The sequence below is a fragment of the Streptomyces sp. NPDC127108 genome (assembly GCF_042677545.1).
GTDB lineage: Bacteria > Actinomycetota > Actinomycetes > Streptomycetales > Streptomycetaceae > Streptomyces.
Genome location: NZ_JBHXTE010000020.1, coordinates 26,784 through 42,223, shown reverse-complemented (window position 1 = coordinate 42,223; position 15,440 = coordinate 26,784). Strand labels below are relative to the sequence as shown.

Annotated in this window: 15 protein-coding genes and 1 pseudogene; all 16 read right to left on the bottom strand. The window is 71.7% G+C overall.

The window, feature by feature from the left end; translation table 11 throughout:
- Window positions 1-21: 21 nt before the first annotated feature.
- Complete coding sequence (locus tag ACFVHO_RS18450; RefSeq protein ID WP_385715271.1) at window positions 22-873, bottom strand: EamA family transporter; 852 nt, start codon at window positions 871-873, stop codon at window positions 22-24.
- 92 nt (window positions 874-965) lie between these two features.
- Window positions 966-1,475: pseudogene (locus ACFVHO_RS18445) on the bottom strand (YbaK/EbsC family protein); the annotation flags it as partial.
- 220 nt (window positions 1,476-1,695) lie between these two features.
- Complete coding sequence (locus tag ACFVHO_RS18440) at window positions 1,696-3,408, bottom strand: penicillin-binding transpeptidase domain-containing protein (protein ID WP_385715268.1); 1,713 nt, start codon at window positions 3,406-3,408, stop codon at window positions 1,696-1,698.
- A gap of 192 nt (window positions 3,409-3,600) precedes the next feature.
- Window positions 3,601-5,238 (bottom strand): penicillin-binding transpeptidase domain-containing protein, encoded by a 1,638-nt coding sequence (locus ACFVHO_RS18435; RefSeq protein ID WP_385715265.1) that lies wholly within the window; start codon window positions 5,236-5,238, stop codon window positions 3,601-3,603.
- A 255-nt stretch (window positions 5,239-5,493) separates the two neighbouring features.
- Entirely contained in the window at window positions 5,494-6,747 is a 1,254-nt protein-coding gene (locus ACFVHO_RS18430; protein ID WP_385715262.1) for a tyrosine-type recombinase/integrase, read from the bottom strand.
- 84 nt (window positions 6,748-6,831) lie between these two features.
- On the bottom strand, window positions 6,832-7,074 hold the full coding sequence (locus ACFVHO_RS18425) for a helix-turn-helix domain-containing protein (RefSeq protein WP_380859152.1): 243 nt from the start codon (window positions 7,072-7,074) through the stop codon (window positions 6,832-6,834).
- Window positions 7,075-7,535: 461 nt separating this feature from the next.
- Window positions 7,536-9,011 carry an ATP-binding protein gene (locus ACFVHO_RS18420; protein WP_385715258.1) on the bottom strand — a complete coding sequence of 492 codons (1,476 nt, stop codon included), beginning with the start codon at window positions 9,009-9,011 and terminating at the stop codon, window positions 7,536-7,538.
- A 2-nt stretch (window positions 9,012-9,013) separates the two neighbouring features.
- Window positions 9,014-9,868 carry a bifunctional DNA primase/polymerase gene (locus ACFVHO_RS18415; RefSeq protein WP_385715255.1) on the bottom strand — a complete coding sequence of 285 codons (855 nt, stop codon included), beginning with the start codon at window positions 9,866-9,868 and terminating at the stop codon, window positions 9,014-9,016.
- An 88-nt stretch (window positions 9,869-9,956) separates the two neighbouring features.
- Window positions 9,957-10,265: a hypothetical protein gene (locus ACFVHO_RS18410; protein ID WP_385715252.1), complete on the bottom strand. Its 309-nt coding sequence runs from the start codon at window positions 10,263-10,265 to the stop codon at window positions 9,957-9,959.
- A gap of 204 nt (window positions 10,266-10,469) precedes the next feature.
- Complete coding sequence (locus ACFVHO_RS18405; protein ID WP_385715249.1) at window positions 10,470-12,593, bottom strand: ATP-binding protein; 2,124 nt, start codon at window positions 12,591-12,593, stop codon at window positions 10,470-10,472.
- Window positions 12,594-12,625: 32 nt separating this feature from the next.
- On the bottom strand, window positions 12,626-13,180 hold the full coding sequence (locus ACFVHO_RS18400) for a hypothetical protein (protein WP_385715246.1): 555 nt from the start codon (window positions 13,178-13,180) through the stop codon (window positions 12,626-12,628).
- A 41-nt stretch (window positions 13,181-13,221) separates the two neighbouring features.
- Window positions 13,222-13,563, bottom strand: coding sequence for an RRQRL motif-containing zinc-binding protein (locus ACFVHO_RS18395; RefSeq protein WP_385715243.1), 342 nt, complete (start codon window positions 13,561-13,563; stop codon window positions 13,222-13,224).
- Window positions 13,563-14,396, bottom strand: coding sequence for a DUF2637 domain-containing protein (locus ACFVHO_RS18390; protein WP_385715557.1), 834 nt, complete (start codon window positions 14,394-14,396; stop codon window positions 13,563-13,565). The genes ACFVHO_RS18395 and ACFVHO_RS18390 overlap by 1 nt, the downstream gene beginning before the upstream one ends.
- Before the next feature lie 53 nt (window positions 14,397-14,449).
- Window positions 14,450-14,656: a hypothetical protein gene (locus ACFVHO_RS18385; RefSeq protein WP_385715240.1), complete on the bottom strand. Its 207-nt coding sequence runs from the start codon at window positions 14,654-14,656 to the stop codon at window positions 14,450-14,452.
- Window positions 14,653-15,075 carry a Pycsar system effector family protein gene (locus tag ACFVHO_RS18380; RefSeq protein WP_385715237.1) on the bottom strand — a complete coding sequence of 141 codons (423 nt, stop codon included), beginning with the start codon at window positions 15,073-15,075 and terminating at the stop codon, window positions 14,653-14,655. The genes ACFVHO_RS18385 and ACFVHO_RS18380 overlap by 4 nt, the downstream gene beginning before the upstream one ends.
- Before the next feature lie 20 nt (window positions 15,076-15,095).
- On the bottom strand, window positions 15,096-15,365 hold the full coding sequence (locus ACFVHO_RS18375; protein ID WP_385715235.1) for a DUF6284 family protein: 270 nt from the start codon (window positions 15,363-15,365) through the stop codon (window positions 15,096-15,098).
- Window positions 15,366-15,440: the final 75 nt, after the last annotated feature.

Here is a 15,440-nt window from a genome sequence, read left to right as displayed (position 1 = left end):
ACTGGGGCGCCCCCGCGAAGGTCAGCCCGCGTGGAGCATCAAGCCGATCCCCGCCACCATCACCCCCGCCGCGACGATCCGCGACCACCCGAACCTCTCCTTGAAGAAGAGCGCCCCGATCGCCGCCCCGACGATGATGGAGGACTCGCGGAGGGCGGAGATGGGGGCGAGGTCGGCCCGGGTCTGGGCCCAGAGGACGAGGCCGTACGCGGCGACGGAGAGCGCGGCCCCGAACAGCCCGACGGCGGCAAACGGCCGCAGCCGGGCCCCGAGTTCCCCACGCCACCGGTACCAGGCGTACGCGGGCACGGCGACCCCTTCGAGGATCATCAGCCAGGCGATGTACCCGATGGACGTCCCGGAGGCCCGCACCCCGAGCCCGTCCACGACGGTGTACGCCGCGATGGAGACCCCGGTGGCCAGCGCGGCGCCGATGGCCGCCCAGTCGGGCCGCCGCCCGGACCCCCGGATCCCCCACACGGCGAGCCCGGTGAGCCCGGCGGAGCAGACGACGACCCCGGCGGCCTGCCACCCGCCGGGTACCTCACCGGCGAAGACGGCGGCGAGCACGGTCACGACGAGCGGCGCGCTGCCGCGGGCGATGGGGTAGGCCTGCCCGAAGTCCCCGAGCCGGAAGGACCGCATGAGCAGGACCATGTAGGCGACGTGGAGGGCGGCGGAGAGGAGGAGGTAGGGCCAGGCGCCGGCGGCGGGGAGCGGGGCGAAGGGGGCGAGGAGGAGGCCGATGAGGGCGCCGCCGCCGGATATGAGGGTGAAGCCGAGGAGCTTGTCGGTGATGTGGTGGGCGATGGCGTTCCAGCTGGCGTGGGTGACGGCGGCCAGCAGGACGGCCCCGGCGACCAGGGGGGTCACTGAGCGGAGCCGGACGCACCGGACGGGCCGGGCGCACCGGACGGGCCGGACGGGCCGGACGAGCCGGACGGGCCAGACGCACCGGACGAGCCAGACGCCGCCTCGCGTACGTCGACCAGCGTGCCGCCCGCGTGCGCGACGAGCGTCTCGGGGTCCATCGGGAAGACCGTGTACGGCGTACCGGCGGCGGCCCACACCACGGAGTGGTCGAGGAGCGACCGGTCGGCGAGCACCCGCGTCCGGTGGGCGTGCCCGAAGGGCGGGACGCCCCCGATCGCGTACCCGGTCGTCTCGCGCACGACATCCGCCTTGGCCCGCGTGACCTTCTCCGCGCCCAGCGCCTGCCGCACCAGCTCCACGTCGACGCGCGAGGCCCCGTCCATGAGAACGAGTACGGGCACCCCGTCGGCGGCGAAGATCAGGGACTTGCAGATCTGGCTGAGCTCGCAGCCGATCGCGGCGGCCGCCTCGGCCGCGGTACGGGTCTGGTCCGGGAAGCGGCGGATGCGGTCGGGAAGGTCGTCGAGGCCGAGCGCGCGCCGGGCCTCGACGAAGCGGGGGTGGGCGCCGGATGCGCCCGTGGCGTTGTCCGTAGTGCTCATGCGCCGCACGCTAGCGGTACGTGTGTGGGCCACGCGACCGTGTATCGCGGTATCCCGGATACCGGACAGGCGACCCCGCACACGTTCACGCACGTCACCCGAGGCCCGCGCCCGGGCCCTCACAAGCCCCGCCCGAGGCCCCGCTCGGGGTCCGCACGCACCTCACCCGAGGCCCCGCTCCGGACCCGCACGCACCCCGCGCCCGGCCCCCGCCCTGGTCCTACTTCCCCACCAACAACATCTCCCGCACCACCGGCCCCGCCGTCTCCCCGCCGTGCCCGGCGGCCTGCACGACCGCCGCCGCGGCCACGTCCCCGCGGTACGCGGTGAACCAGCCGTTGGGCTTCTTCTGGCCGTCGACCTCCGCGGAGCCGGTCTTCGCGCCGGAGTCGGCGCCGAGGCCCGCCATGGGCTTGGCGGCGGTGCCGGAGACGCCGGTGTAGTGCATGAGGTCGCGCAGCGCGGACGCCGTCCTGCCGGACATCTTGCGCGGCGCCGTGGCCAGTTGGCGGTCGTCGACGTCGGGCGAGACCAGGTAGGGCTGGCGGAACGTGCCGGACTTCACGGTGGCGGCGACCGACGCCATGTTGAGCGGGTTCATCCGGACGCCGCCCTGGCCGATGAGGGAGGCCGCCATCTGCGCGTGCGACTGCACCGGCACGGCGCCGTCGAACGAGGAGACGCCGACGGACCAGTTGTCACGGCCGAGGCCGAACACGTCCTGGGCCTGCTTCGTCAGGTCGTCGTTCGACAGCTTCTCGGCCTGGGTGATGAAGGCCGTGTTGCAGGACCGCGCGAAGCTGGCCCGGAACGTGCCGCCCTTGATCTGGAACTTGTTGTCGTTCTGGAACTTCCAGCCGCCGTACGCCTTGTACTTCGGGCACGGGTGCTTCTTGTCGACGCCCGCGAGACGCTTCTCCAGGAGCATCGACGAGGTGATGACCTTCATCGTGGAGCCGGGCGCGAGGGAGCCCTGGAAGGCCGTGTTGAAGCCGCCGGGGTTGGAGTTGGCGACGGCCAGGACCTCGCCGGTGGACGGCTTGACCACGACGACCGAGGCCTGCTTGCGCTTCGCCGTCTGCTTCTCCGCCGCGGCCTGCGTGCGCGCGCTGATCGTCGTCTTCAGCGTGCCCGGGGTGCCGGGGGAGAGGGCGAGGAGCGTCTTGTCGGGGGTGTCCTTCGCGTCGCTCTTCTTCGCGGTGCCTTTGGAGTCCTTGGCTCCCTTGGCGTCGTCGTCCGGCTTCGCGTCGGCGCGCACCACCCGCAGCTCGACGCCCGCCTTGCCGCCCGCCTCCTTGCCGAACTTCTCGCGCAGCCCGTCGAGGACCGTGCCGAGGGAGGGGTACTTGGCGGCCGTCAACGGCCCGCCGTCCCGGTCCACGGCCTTGATCGGCGGCACGCCCGCCGGACCCGTGACGAGCCGGTCGCCGTCCCGCAGTTCGGGGTGGACGACCGACGGCTGCCAGGACACGAGGACCCGGCCGTCGGCCGCGCGGCGGGCGACGCTCAGCGTGGAGTCGTACGCGTACCGCTTGTCCTTTCCCCCGTACGAGATCGTGGCCGCCGCCTTGAACGGGACCTTCGCGCTCTTGCGGGTGGCGGGCTTGCCCGGCTTCAGGCGCACCGCGGAGACCTTGGCCTCCTCGCGGTAGGCGGTGAGCGCCGCGCGGGCCGCCTTCCGGTCGTCCGTCAGCGCCGCGGCCCCGGCCACGTCGCCCTTCTCCCACGCGGTGAGGAACGCCCGCGTGGTGGTGCGCACTTCGGCGGCCGTGGGCGGTCCCGTCGCCACCGTCTTCCCGTCGGACTTGCCGTCGTCCCCGCCGGACAGCGCGTACGCGGTGACCCCCACGCCGCACACGATCGCCACCGCCGCGCCGCCGAGCACGGCCGGATGCGCCTTCTTGCGCTCGGTCGAACGTCTTCTCTTGCCCACAGACCCTCCGCCAATCCCCTTCGGCCCCCGCCGCACCCGACTCACCGGTTTCCCAACCTAGCGGCACCCGCCCGCGCCATTGACCACGGCAGCGCCATCCAGGGCAGCGGACGTTGCCCCATCGTGCCTTCGTCACCCGGCCGCACCCGCTACGCGCCCGCACTAAGCGCCCGTCCGTACTTAGCGCCCGTACTAAGCGCCCGTCCGCAGCACCGCCGCCACGATCGGCCCCGCGGTGTCCCCGCCGTGCCCGCCCTCCTGCGCCATCGCGGCCACCGCCAGGTCCCCGCGGTAGCCCGTGAACCAGCTGTTGGGCCGCCGCTGGCCGTCGACCTCCGCCGACCCCGTCTTCGCGCCGACGTCCCCGCCGAGCCCCGCCAGGGCCCGCGCGCCCGTGCCCGAGACCGCCGTCCGCCGCATCATCTGCCGCAGTTGGCCGACCGTGCCCTCGGACAGGCCGCGCGCGGTGGCCAGTTCGTCGCCGATCAGGGACTTCGGTACGAGGACGGGCTGGCGGAACGAGCCCGTCATGGCCGTCGCCGTCACCGACGCCAGGTTCAGCGGGTTCAGCTGCACCTGGCCCTGGCCGATGGCGTTGGCGGCGCGGTCGGGTCCGGTGGACGCGGGCACCGCGCCGTCCGACGACGTGATGCCGGTGTGCCAGTCGTCCCGTCCGAGACCGAAGCCGTCCTGCGCCTCCTCGGTCAACGAGGCGTCCGTCAGCGGCTTCTCGTCGACCAGCTTCACGAACGCGGTGTTGCAGGACCGCGCGAAGCTGTCCGCGAGCGTCGCCTTGCCGTCCGGCGCCATGCCCTTGAGGTTGTGGAAGGTCTGGCTCTGCCAGGTCGCCTCCGGGGTGCAGGGCGCGGGCCCGGACGCCTTCGTGACGCCCCGCTCGATGAGCATGGCCGCCGTCACGATCTTCATGGTGGAGCCGGGCGCCAGCTTGCCCTCGAAGGCCGCGTTGAACTCGTCCTCGCGGTGGTTGGCGACGGCGAGCACCTCGCCGGTGCTCGGCTTGACCGCGACCACCGACGACTCGGCGTACCGCGCGACGGCGCCCTCCGCGGCCCGCTGCGCCGTGGCGCTCAGCGTCGTCCGCAGCGTTCCGGCCCGGCCCTCGGCGAGCGTGAGCAGCGTCTTCGTACCGGCGTCCGCGTCCGCGCGATCGATGTACAACTCGATGCCGGGCCTGCCGCCCGCCCGGTCGCCGTACTTCGAGCGGAGCTGGTCCAGGACGGGCGCGAGCGACGGGTACGCCTTCGCCGTCAGCGCCCGTCCGTCGCGGTCGACGGCCCTGATCGGCGGCGCGGCGGCCTCCCCGGTCTCCAGGGTGTCGCCCCTGCCGAGGTCCGGGTGCACGACGTCGGCCCGCCAGTCCACCAGGGCCCGCCCGCTGTGGACACCGCGGACGACCTCGAAGGCGGAGGCGTACCGCAGCGGCTTCCTCTTCCCTTCGTACGCCACCGTGGCCCGCACCGTGAACGGCACCCGCGTCCCGCTGATCCGGCCCGCCGTCAGCCGCACCTTCTCGATGTGCGCGTCCTCGCGGTAACCGGTCAGGGCCTCGGCGGCCACCTCCGCGTTGTCGGTGTACGCCGCCGCGCCGTCCGCGTCGCCCTTCGCCCAGGCGGCGAGGAACGCGGCAGCCGTCTCCCGCACCTCCTCGCGCGTCGGCGGTCCGCTCCTGCGCGCACCGTCCTTCGCCGAGGACGACGAACCCCCGTCGGCGTTCACCGCCGTCACCACGTTGTACGCGCCGTACCCGGAACCCCCCACCAGGACGGCGAACACCCCACTGACCAGAGCGGCCTTAGCTCCTTTGCGCATCAAGCGCTCCCTCCCCAGGAATACCGTCAGCCTAAGAGGGCCCCGGGACAGGAGGTGCGAAAAGCGACGGGTGTGATCCGAAGGTGTCCGTTTATCGCTGTCAGACCCAGGTATCGAGCCACATTCTGGATCGCCAGGAATCGATCGGGATCGCCTGGCCGGTATAGATGGGCCAGAAGTAAATGAAATTCCGAGCGGTCGGGGCCCTTGCGGCCCCGACCTGCCCGGGAACCCTGCGACGCGGGCCGCTGCCCCCTATCTGGGCCGTCGCTGGGCCGTGATCTTGGGAACAAGCAGCGCGTTGTCGACCGCTTTCCGGGTCCTCCCCTCGCTGCTCGGCATCAGGTGCGTGTACGTCCTGAGCGTGAATCCAGGGTCGGAGTGTCCGAGGTACTGACTCAGCGCGCGGATGTTCTCGCCAGCGTCCAGGAGGACGGACGCGTAGAAGTGCCTGAGAGCGTGCATGCCATCCTCGCGCGCCGCCGCGTACCGCTCGCCCTCCTCCGGCTCCGGGATGACGCCAGCGACGGCGAGAGCGGGTTTCCACATGAAGTCGTTGAAGTAGCTCACGCGGACGTGCAGCCCCTCCTTGCCGCTGTACAGCAGCCGCTTGGTCACGAGGGGCCCGTCAGGCGTGCGCCACGGCAGCGTGACCGTGATGGGCGGGAACTCCTCTGTGTGGGCGCGCAGGGCGCGGCCCACCGTCAGCGGGAGAGGCGCACTGCGCTCCTTGCCGCCCTTGGGCGGTGCGAACACGTACTTCCCTCGGATGCGCTTGAGCTGGTGCGTGACGTGCACCCACCCACCGTCGTAGTCGAGTTCGTCCTCGGAGAGCCCGAAGATCTCGCCCTGGCGCAGGCCGCATCCCGCGCCCGGGTCCACGGTGGCCTGGAACCTCTTGGGCAGCGCCGACCGCACGTCGTAGACCCGAGCGGCTGTCCACGGGACGACGCGCGGCTTGGCAGGCTTCGGCAGGCGGACGGTACGGGCGCGGCACGGGTTCTTCGGGAGGAGCCCGTCCTCCACGGCTGCGTGCAGCGCGGCCGACACCGTGCCGACGATGACGCGGCGGCTCGACTCGGCAGGCACGGTGCCTTCGAGCGCACTGATCCAGTCCCGGATGTGCTCGGGCTTGAACGACCCGATGGGGCGCGTACCGATGTGCGGGTACGCGTGCAGCCTCAGCCGACGCTCGGCAGCCTCACGGCTGTTGATCTCGCCGGTGTGGGCGTTGACCCACTTCTCGGCGTACTGCTGGAAGGTGGTGCGCGCTGTCCTGGGGTCGATGTACTGGCCGCGCGACATGTCGGCCTCGATGTTGCTCAACCACTTCTCTGCGAGCCGCTTCTGACCGTCGCGGAAGCTCTTGGACTTCTCGGAGCCATCGGGACCGACGTACCGGGCGCGGTAGCGCAGGCCGCTGCCGTGGCGGTCGGACTTGACCTTGTTGGGCTTGCCGTTGGCGTCGGTCTCGGTCTTGTACCAGCGGTCTTGGATGTGGCCTGCCACGAGGGGGCGTTCCCTTCATGAGACACGGCAGGGAGAGCCGCGCGGGGCGGCTTTCCCTGCCGTGCTGGGGGTCTGTCTCTTCGGTTATGCGGCGGCTTCGGCCGCCATGCGTTCCTGTTTCCAGCGCTGGACGTCGGCGGGGTCGTAGCGGATGTGCTTGCCGACGCGGAAGCCGGGCGGGCCGGTGCGCTTCTTGCGCCACTGGTAGACGGTCTCCTTGGGCACCTCGAACATCTCGGCGATGTCGTCGGGGGTGAGGTACCGGTCGGGTAAGCCGCTGCGGAGGGTGGCGCGGGGGTCGGGTTGAGCGGAACGGGTTCGGCTCATGGGGTCCTCGGAAGTCGGGTCGTGTGGCGTTCGGAGGCTTCTCAGGGCGCGGGTTTGTCCGAGGTTCGGATTTCTGCGTCACCGCGTCATCTGCGTCATCCGGGTGTTTGACCTGCGGCTTTGGGTGACGCAGAGGTGGGGGTGTGCGTCACCGGTGCGTCATCGGCTGCGTCATGGGGTGACGCGGATGACGCAGGATGACGCAGAAATCGGGCGTCTGCGTCATCGCTGTAGTGGCAGGCCAGGGGCTGTTTTCTGTCGGTGGGTGACGCAGGTGACGCAGGATTTCCTCTCTTAGGAAAAGAGAGGGGGTGTCTGTTGTGGTGCGGTGCGGCTCAGGGCGTGGAGAAGGAGCCGCTTCGCGGCGCGACCCTTGGGCGGCGCGTGGCGCCGAACAGCAAGAGGAGCACGCCGCGCGGGGTGCTCTTCTTGCTCGTCCGGGCGGTCGCCCGATGGGTGGGTCAGAACACCGTCTCCTGCTGGTCCGGGGGCGCGGCCGGGGGGCGGGTCATTTCGATGTAGCGGGCGGTTTTGGTGCGGCCCCAGTCGATGAGGACGCCGCGCGCGGCGAGGGTCGGCTGGAGGCGCTTGAGGCGGTCGGAGATGACCTTGCCTGTGGTCGGCCAGCCCTTCGGTAGGGGGCGGCATTCCTCTCCGCTGTAGAGGCTGGTGAGGCAGTGCAGCCACTCGGCGGAAGTCATCCGCTCCTGGACGCCCGCATCAAGGCCTGCGGCGTGCTGCAGGACGGTCTGCGCGAGGAGGTCGCCCTCGATGACGTCGTCGTTGAGGTCGTCCAGGCTGGCTCGGTACGCGCTGAGTGCCCCCAGGCCGGTGGCCGCGTCGAACTGCGCGCACAGGTGCGCGAAGTCCGCCATCCGCAGATCGGTCGGGGTCTCTGCCTCGGCTGCGCGGACCTTGACCGTGAGGTCCAGAAGCGAGCCGAGAACCACGGGCAGGACTTCCGCGTACTCGGCCCACAGTTCCGCTTCCCTGCGCCTTACCCGGGGGCGTACCAGGCGCAGGGGGAGGAGGCGTTCGGCGAGGTCGGGGCGGATGACGCCGACGTCGATGCCGGTGAGCAGTATGGGGCGGCGGTAGCGGGAGCGGACGACGTCGCCGTCGGTGAACAGGGCGCGTTTGATGCTTTCGGCTCCGGTGACGATGCAGCACATCAGGTCGGACAGGTCGGGGGGCAGGTGGGAGAGGTTGTCCAGGGCGGTGACCCATCCGGCGGCCACGGCCGTGATCATGTTCTCTTCGTCCTTCGGTGCCCGGCGCAGGTCGCCGTTCATGCCCTCGATGATCCGTACGAGCATCCGGCCGCCGGTCGATTTCCCAGCGCCCTGGGGGCCGGTGAGGAAGGGGGCGGGGACCGGGACGGACGGTTCCAGGCAGCCGATCAGCCAGACAAGGGCCAGGCATTCGGTCTCGGCGCTCGCGAAGTTGCACAGGCGGAGCAGGAGGTCGATGCCCTTGCCGTTGGTGTCGCGGGCGGGCAGGGGGAGTTCGCCGGTGAGCTGGGTGCGCCGCCAGCAGACTTCCTCCGGGTCGGGGGTGCGGATGTCCCATCCGGTGGGGTGGATGCGCACGGAGCGTCCGTCGGTGCGGCCCAGGTCCAGCCAGGTCGCGCCGTCGTAGCCGGGCGCGACGCGGATGTGGGTGGGCTGGACGTCCTCGGTCAACGCGAGGGCTTCGATCAAGTCCAACGCCTCCTTGAGGGCGGTGCCGTTGAACACGCCGACGCCGTCCCTAAAGAGGCCGACCATGAGTTCCTGTCGGTGGCTGCCAGTCGTGCCTTGGGAGCGGATCGGGCGGGCGACAGGGTGGCCGTTGCGCTGCGCGTACACGGTGCCGTCGGCGGTGCGGAAGTACCGAAAGTGCGATTGGGCGTAGTCGGTGATGACCTTGCGTGCGGGGTTCGTCTCGTCGTCGGCCATGGTCACAGTCCCAGCCGGGTGCGGGCGTTGGTCCATGCGTCGGTGCAGTGCCGGGGCGACTCGCCCTTGGCCTGGGCAGCGGTGAACAGGCGCGTGATGTGGGTGTCGGTGAGGCAGCCGCACCGGCCGTGCGTGGAGAGCACGGCCAGGAAGGTACGGAAGACGGTGGTGTGAATCGTGCAGGTGGCTTCGGTGATCCTCTGCTCCGCCATCACGATGCCCCGCTCCAGGTAGGCGGGCGTGCGGTGAGGGCACGCCCCGCTCCCGGCGGGCACGGTGGCAGTGTGCAGCGCAGATCGGACCGGAGCGGGCTTCTTCACGGCCAGGGCGCGCACAGCCTGCGGCAGGGCGGTCAGGGTGCCGATGCCGGGCCCCAGCCACCGGGCGTAGGCCATCGTGGACTTGATGTCCACGCCCGGCCGGACCGCGTTGGCGGAGCTCATCGTCCCGAGGTAGATCCAGTGCGCGCCCCGGGTGGTGGGCACGATCTGCGTGGCGGGCAGGTGCTCGCGCGCCCACGTGATCGCGTCGGCGTTATCTAGGTCGACGACCGTCAGTCCCGCCCCGCCCGGGTGGTAGGCGACCGCGCTCGCGCGCATCCACGCCCGCCGCCAGAGCCCGGAGTTGATGATGTCCGGGTCGGCGGTCGCGGCAGCCCAGCCGTGGCAGACGTCGGGGCAGGCGCAGGGCCCGGCGGTCTTCATGTTGGGGCGCCCGCCGCACGTGTTGTCGGCACACGTGCGGCAGTTGGCGAACGGCACCTTCCCGGTCCGTAAGGGCAGCACGGGCAGGCCGGAGGCGGCCAGGGCGAGAGCGGTCGACAGGCGCTCTCGCCGAGTGTCGGTGGGTTGCGTCATGCTGGGAAACCTCCACAGCTCTGATGTGGGCAGGTGGACAAGGGCGGCCCCGCGTCTTTGGCGAGAGGGGGGGCCGCCCTTGGCGTAGCTAGGTCTTGGTGCGGGCCAGGCGCAGGGTGATGCCGCCGATGCCGATGGGCCCGGCGGCGCCGCCAACGGCCATGGCGGTGTGGGCGGCGACGTCGAGCAGGGCGAGGAAGGCGGCCACGAGGCCGAAGACGCCCATGGCGCCCGCGCCCGCGACGGCGATGGGGAAGAGGTAGTGGCGCAGGGGGCGCCCGGTCTGGTCGGTGGTGTGGACGACGATGACGACGGGCTGCCCGGTGGCTTCGGCGCGGCGGTAGTCGTCGGCGGGGATGTGCGGGGCGATGATCCCCGGCGGGTCGCGGTGGTTCATCCGGAATCCCTTCCGATCCGTAGGCGGGGAGGCAGAGACACCCCCTGCGGGAGGCTCTGCAGAGGGGGTGTTGGGGCGTGTGGCCTGTGTGCCTCCCCGCCTCCCCGAAGTGAGGTTCTCGCTGATCAGCGCGGGGGAGGCGGGACGGGGAGGCGGTTGGGGAGTTCTCCCCGCCTCCCCGCTCAGCACGGCGGCGCTTCCCCGTCAGGCGGCGTGGGAAGCGGAACCGTCGGTGTCGCGGTTGGCCAGGGCGCGGGTGACGTCGTCGCGGCCGACGACCATGCGCCCGTGGGACTTGTAGGGCTCGACCCCGTCGGCTTCCAGCACGCGCTTGAGGTCTCCGGGCGTCCAGTCGCCGTAGGCGTCCGCGTTCAGGCTCGCGAGGCGCTTGAGGATGTCGGCGGTCAGCACCCGGGACGCGTCCCCCATCACGGTGGCGATGTCGGCGAGCGGGTCACGCTCCTGGTCCCGCTCGATGGCGTGCAGGGTGGTCACGCCGTCCCGCAGCGCCCGCGCCCGCTCAGCGATGACGTCCGCTTCGGCGGTGTCGATGTAGTGCGTGCGCACCGTGATGGAGGCCTGCCCGGCGGGGATCGCGATGCCGTCGGAGGCGACCACGACCGTGCCCTTGTCCAGCCCCGGACGCAGCTGGTTCGGGGCCGCGCCGCCGTCCACGGCCTTGTCCCCCAGCGCCATGCGGGCCTGCGACTCCGTGCCCAGCGCGAGCGAGGCACGGGTGTGGGCACCTTCGCGGACCAGCTTGGGAAGGTTCTGGTCGGTGGGGTCCTGGGTGCCCTGCCACATCAGGACGTTGACCGCACGCCCCTGGTTGTGGATCTTCCGGACGGCCATGAAGTAGCGGGAGTTGGCCTTGGCGCCGCCGTAGGGGCGCTTGTCCTCGTCCTTGAGCGGGCACATGAATGCCACCTGCGCCTCGTCGACCAGCACGATCAGCGGCGGGAAGACGGTGCCGGGCGGTGCTTGGAGGCGGCGGTTCATCTCCTCCACCGCGCCTTCCGTCATCTCGACGACCTGGATCACGTGCTCGTCGGTGGGGCCCTGGATCAGGGTGTCGGCCAGGCCGTCGAACATGGCCCAGTCCCCGGCTCCCTTGAGGTCGCCCATGAGGAACCGCACGGAGCGATCTAGCGCCAGCCACAGGGCCAACGCCCTGAGCGCCGCCGTCTTGCCCTGGTTCGACAGGCCCGTGATGAGCAGGTGGCGTTGGAACAGGCTCAGCGCGGCGGCGTCGCCGCGCAGGTCCTGCCCCCAGGGGGCGCGGCCCTTGGCGTAGTCGGCGGTCAGGGTGTCGTCGGTGACCAGCGGCGAGGGGCCGATGGGCTCATCGAGCGCTCCGGAGTCGGCCACCCACAGCCGCACCGTGCGCGCGGCTTGGGGGATGGTGATGAACACTTCGTGTTCGTGCCGGGTGAGGTTCTCCGCCAGTTTCCGGCGGCGTTGCTGCACTTCCACCGTGGACACCCCGGAAGGCAGGGTGACGTCGACTTCCACGCCGCATCCGGCGATGCGGATCGGCCCGAGCATGGCCGCACCTGCGTCGCCCATCTCCTTGATGGCGTTGCGCAGTGCGGGCACGCCGAGGTCGTGCAGGGCCTTGACGACGATCGAGGGGGTGATGGGCTCGCCCTCGCTGTCACGGACGTGGGCGGGCAGGGCCCATGCGGGTGCGGCTTTCTGGTGGTGGCCGACGGCCCAGAGGCTGAGCAGGGCCAGGAACGGGCCGATCGTGAGGAGCGGGCCCCACACCACCATGACGATGGTGACGAGCAGGCTCACCAGCCCGACCACGGCAGCGAGGGGCGTGATGACGTCGGCGGGGTCCTTCGTGGCCAGGGCCAGTGCGATGCCGAGTCCGATGAGTGCGCCGATGCTCATGCCGGTGCCGATCAGGGCGGTCTTGGCCGCGTCGACGGGGGAGGCGAGCAGGTCCATGCGGCGCCGGTGACGTTCCGCGCGGAAGCGCTGCCCGCGCTCCTCCCACTCAGCGGCCACCTCGTAGTTCCCCGCCGCTTCCGCCGCACGCAGCATCCGCTCGTAGCGGGAGGCGGTGCGGCCGTCCCAGGTGCGGCGCGCCACGATCCGCGTCCCACCGGCGACGTAGAGACCGTGGCGGGCGATTGCGCGGGCGGCGGTCTTGGTGTGTTCGTGGGTGATGGCGCTCTTGATGGCGCGCCCGGAGCGCACCCACAGCGGCACCACCGGCGCCGCCTGGACGCCGGGTGCCGGCACAACCGTCAGGACCGTCGGGCCCTGCTCCGAACCGTAGGTGTGGGGGTCTTTGTCGAGGCGCACGATGTTCTCGCTCATGCGGAAGAACTCCAGACAGGGGGAGGGGCCGCTCAGGCGGCGGCGGTGGAGGTGGCGCCGGGGATGAGCTGGTCGGCCAGGTACTCGCAGCCGTAGGCCTCCTGCTCGTGCTGCTCGACGAGGCGGGCGTGCGCGCGGGCCTGACGGCGCGACTGGCGTTCCACGCCGAACTGGGCACGCGTGTCCTGCGTGATGTGTTCGACGACGTGCTTGCGGCTGAACTGCATGGCGTGGACGAGTTCGTGTACGAGCGTCACGGCGAACTGCCCCGGGGTGGCGTGCTGGTCGACGTTCACCAGCACCAGCACGCTCCCGTTGGCGCGCGGGATCGCGCGGCCGGAGGAGTCGCGGGCGAGGCGTCGGGCGGCGCGTTCGGCGCGGTTGCGGGTCCGCTTGTCCAGGACCCCGGCCAACTCGGCGTCGGCGGCCGTGCCGAGTTCGGCCATGCCTCGCGGGTCGGTCAGGATGACCTCGACGTCGGGCATCCGGCCCGGCACCGCCCGGTCGACCAGGCGCACGGCCTGCTGCGCGAGCTGCTTGGCGGTGCGCAGGGTGGGCCCGTATTCGGGAATCTTGTGCGTGCTCACGGTGAGATTCACAAAGAGTCTCCGTCTGCTGTGGCCGCGCTTCAGGCGGCAGCGTGTTCGGGGAGATTGAGGTGGCACCGGCCGCACATGCCGAGCGCGGCGGGGATGACGTATCCGGCATCGCATCCGCAGGCGGGGCAGATGCGGCGGGCGCGGTTGGCCTTGGCCAGGGCCGCCCACCGCGCGGGCGTCATCGGACGTACCGGCTTGGCGCGGTCGATGCGGTAGAGGTAGGCGACCAGCGGGCCCCGCCGTCGGCGGGGCCGCTCCAACTGCGCGGCCACGTCCTGTCCCCCGGGCCGCAGGCCCAGGGCACGAAGCTGCCGCACCGTGGCGTAGCCGTCCGGGGCGCTCCGCCACCGGAAGACCGGCAGCGCCGCCATCACGCCACCGCAGCGTCAGCGCGCTCAGTGCGCAGCGTGTCCCGCAGCGTCCGGGCGTTCTTCGGCGAAGTGCGGACGGCTAGTCGGATGCCTTCCGCCGTCAGCTTGGACAGCGGCCAATCAGCCGTCACCGTGCGCGCCTCGTGCAGCAACTCAGCCTGGGTGCGCTTGGGGCGGGTCGACTTCGCGACGGCCGGGACCCGACCGGTCGCCCGGCGCGGCTGCTTGGACTGAGCGAGCACCGTGCGCGCCACGATCGGGCGGGCAGGTGCCGACTCGATCGCCCGAACGGGCTTGCTCGCCACGGCCGACTTCAGGAACCCGACAGCCACCGGTCGCGGCAGCGCCGTGACGTTCGGGGGGATCGGCGCGAGGGTCGATTCCGGCAGGTCAGCCGTAGACCGAATCCTCTCGGTCTCAGTCGATTCATCCGCATTCACGGTCGGGGGTTCGATCGGGGCGGGCTGGTGGTGCAGGACCTTGGCGACCAGGTCCGATCCGAAGTAGATCGCCCCGACCGGCAGCGACGTGGCGAGCAGAACGAGCGCGCCGTTCTGGTAATCCCCCTGCGCGAGTCGACCCCAGTCGACCGTCCGGCTGTGCAGCTCCGGGACCAGGCCGTGCACGTAGTTCAGGACCAGCGAGGCGAGCGTGTAGGTGCCCAGCACCCGCAGCGCGAACACGCGGTCCCGCCCGGTGAGCACGAGCGTGGCGACCAGCGCCAGCGCCATCAGGCCGTCGATGACGAACGGGTACAGCATCGCGCCCGTGTCATCCGCGCCGATCGCCCGGGCCACATCCCGCAGCGCGTTCCACGAGACCCGAAACGCCATGCCGACCACGGCGACCAGGGCGAGCACGAGCAGGCTCTTGCCGTTGACGTACCTCACCGGCCCGCCTCCCCAGCGTCGCTGTGGGCCTCGTTCGCGGGCGGGGCAGGCAGGTAGCGGGCGATGAGCAGGCACCCCACCGACACCGCGAGCGCGGGCAAGGGAAGGGCGTAGACGAACGCCGCCACACTCGCCGCGAGGGCCCCCAGCACGCACACGACGGTGGCGACCAGCCGCCACCCCTTGCGACCGACGGCGCTCATGCCGCACCACCCAGCGCGCACAGCACGGCCAGGATCAGCAGCGCGCCACCGGCGCAGGTCAGGTCGACCGCGCGACGCAGGCACGTGAACTTCGCGACGGCCAGGCGGGATAGTCCGGCGATGTCGGCGGCGAGATCGCTCGACAGTGCGCCGGGGATCTCCTGCGGCGTGAGGGTGGCCCACAGCGGGAAGCCGTGCCTGCCGCGCAGGTTCGGCCGGGTGGAGCGCAGCAGCAGACCGGCCGCCGAGACCAGCAGCCCCATGCCGAGTGCTCCCGTCAGGCAGGCGGGGAGGTTCAGGGGCAGCGCGCGGGCGACCGTCCAGGCGCCCGCGAACACCGCGCCGACGAACGCCAGCAACAGGCCCGTCTTGGCGTCCGTGCGCGTGATCTCCGCCTTCACCTCAGCGTGCGCGGCCATCAGGCTCCGGTCCGGGGCGCTCACGCGGCACCGCCCGGCAGGCTCGTACCGGCCGCACGGTTGATCAGCGCGGCCCGGGCGGCGAGCGCCCGGCGCCGGGCCCGGCGGATACGCCGCTCGTCCAGCTCGGTGGGGGTGCGGTCGAGGGTGACGATGTGCGCATCGAGCAGGTCGACGTCCGCGAGGATCACGGGCATCTCCCGCTCGATCGCGTCCAGTTCCGTAGCCGTCGGCTCGATCCAGTCGGCGAACGCCGTAACAGCGTCCTGAACAGTGACGATGTGGCTCATTGGGTCGTGTTCCTCTCACAGGTGGCAACGGCCCGAACAGAGCCCCCGGAGTTGCACCTCCGGGGGCTCACGCCG

Bases quoted from the DNA above. Each gene is read 5' to 3' on its own strand.
- ACFVHO_RS18410 (WP_385715252.1), bottom strand. From the start codon at position 10,265: ATGAACCACCGCGACCCGCCGGGGATCATCGCCCCGCACATCCCCGCC.
- ACFVHO_RS18405 (WP_385715249.1), bottom strand. From the start codon at position 12,593: ATGAGCGAGAACATCGTGCGCCTCGACAAAGACCCCCACACCTACGGT.
- ACFVHO_RS18395 (WP_385715243.1), bottom strand. From the start codon at position 13,563: ATGGCGGCGCTGCCGGTCTTCCGGTGGCGGAGCGCCCCGGACGGCTAC.
- ACFVHO_RS18385 (WP_385715240.1), bottom strand. From the start codon at position 14,656: ATGAGCGCCGTCGGTCGCAAGGGGTGGCGGCTGGTCGCCACCGTCGTG.
- ACFVHO_RS18390 (WP_385715557.1), bottom strand. From the start codon at position 14,396: ATGGCGTTTCGGGTCTCGTGGAACGCGCTGCGGGATGTGGCCCGGGCG.
- ACFVHO_RS18420 (WP_385715258.1), bottom strand. From the start codon at position 9,011: ATGGCCGACGACGAGACGAACCCCGCACGCAAGGTCATCACCGACTAC.
- ACFVHO_RS18375 (WP_385715235.1), bottom strand. From the start codon at position 15,365: ATGAGCCACATCGTCACTGTTCAGGACGCTGTTACGGCGTTCGCCGAC.
- ACFVHO_RS18435 (WP_385715265.1), bottom strand. From the start codon at position 5,238: ATGCGCAAAGGAGCTAAGGCCGCTCTGGTCAGTGGGGTGTTCGCCGTC.
- ACFVHO_RS18415 (WP_385715255.1), bottom strand. From the start codon at position 9,868: ATGACGCAACCCACCGACACTCGGCGAGAGCGCCTGTCGACCGCTCTC.
- ACFVHO_RS18425 (WP_380859152.1), bottom strand. From the start codon at position 7,074: ATGAGCCGAACCCGTTCCGCTCAACCCGACCCCCGCGCCACCCTCCGC.
- ACFVHO_RS18380 (WP_385715237.1), bottom strand. From the start codon at position 15,075: ATGGCCGCGCACGCTGAGGTGAAGGCGGAGATCACGCGCACGGACGCC.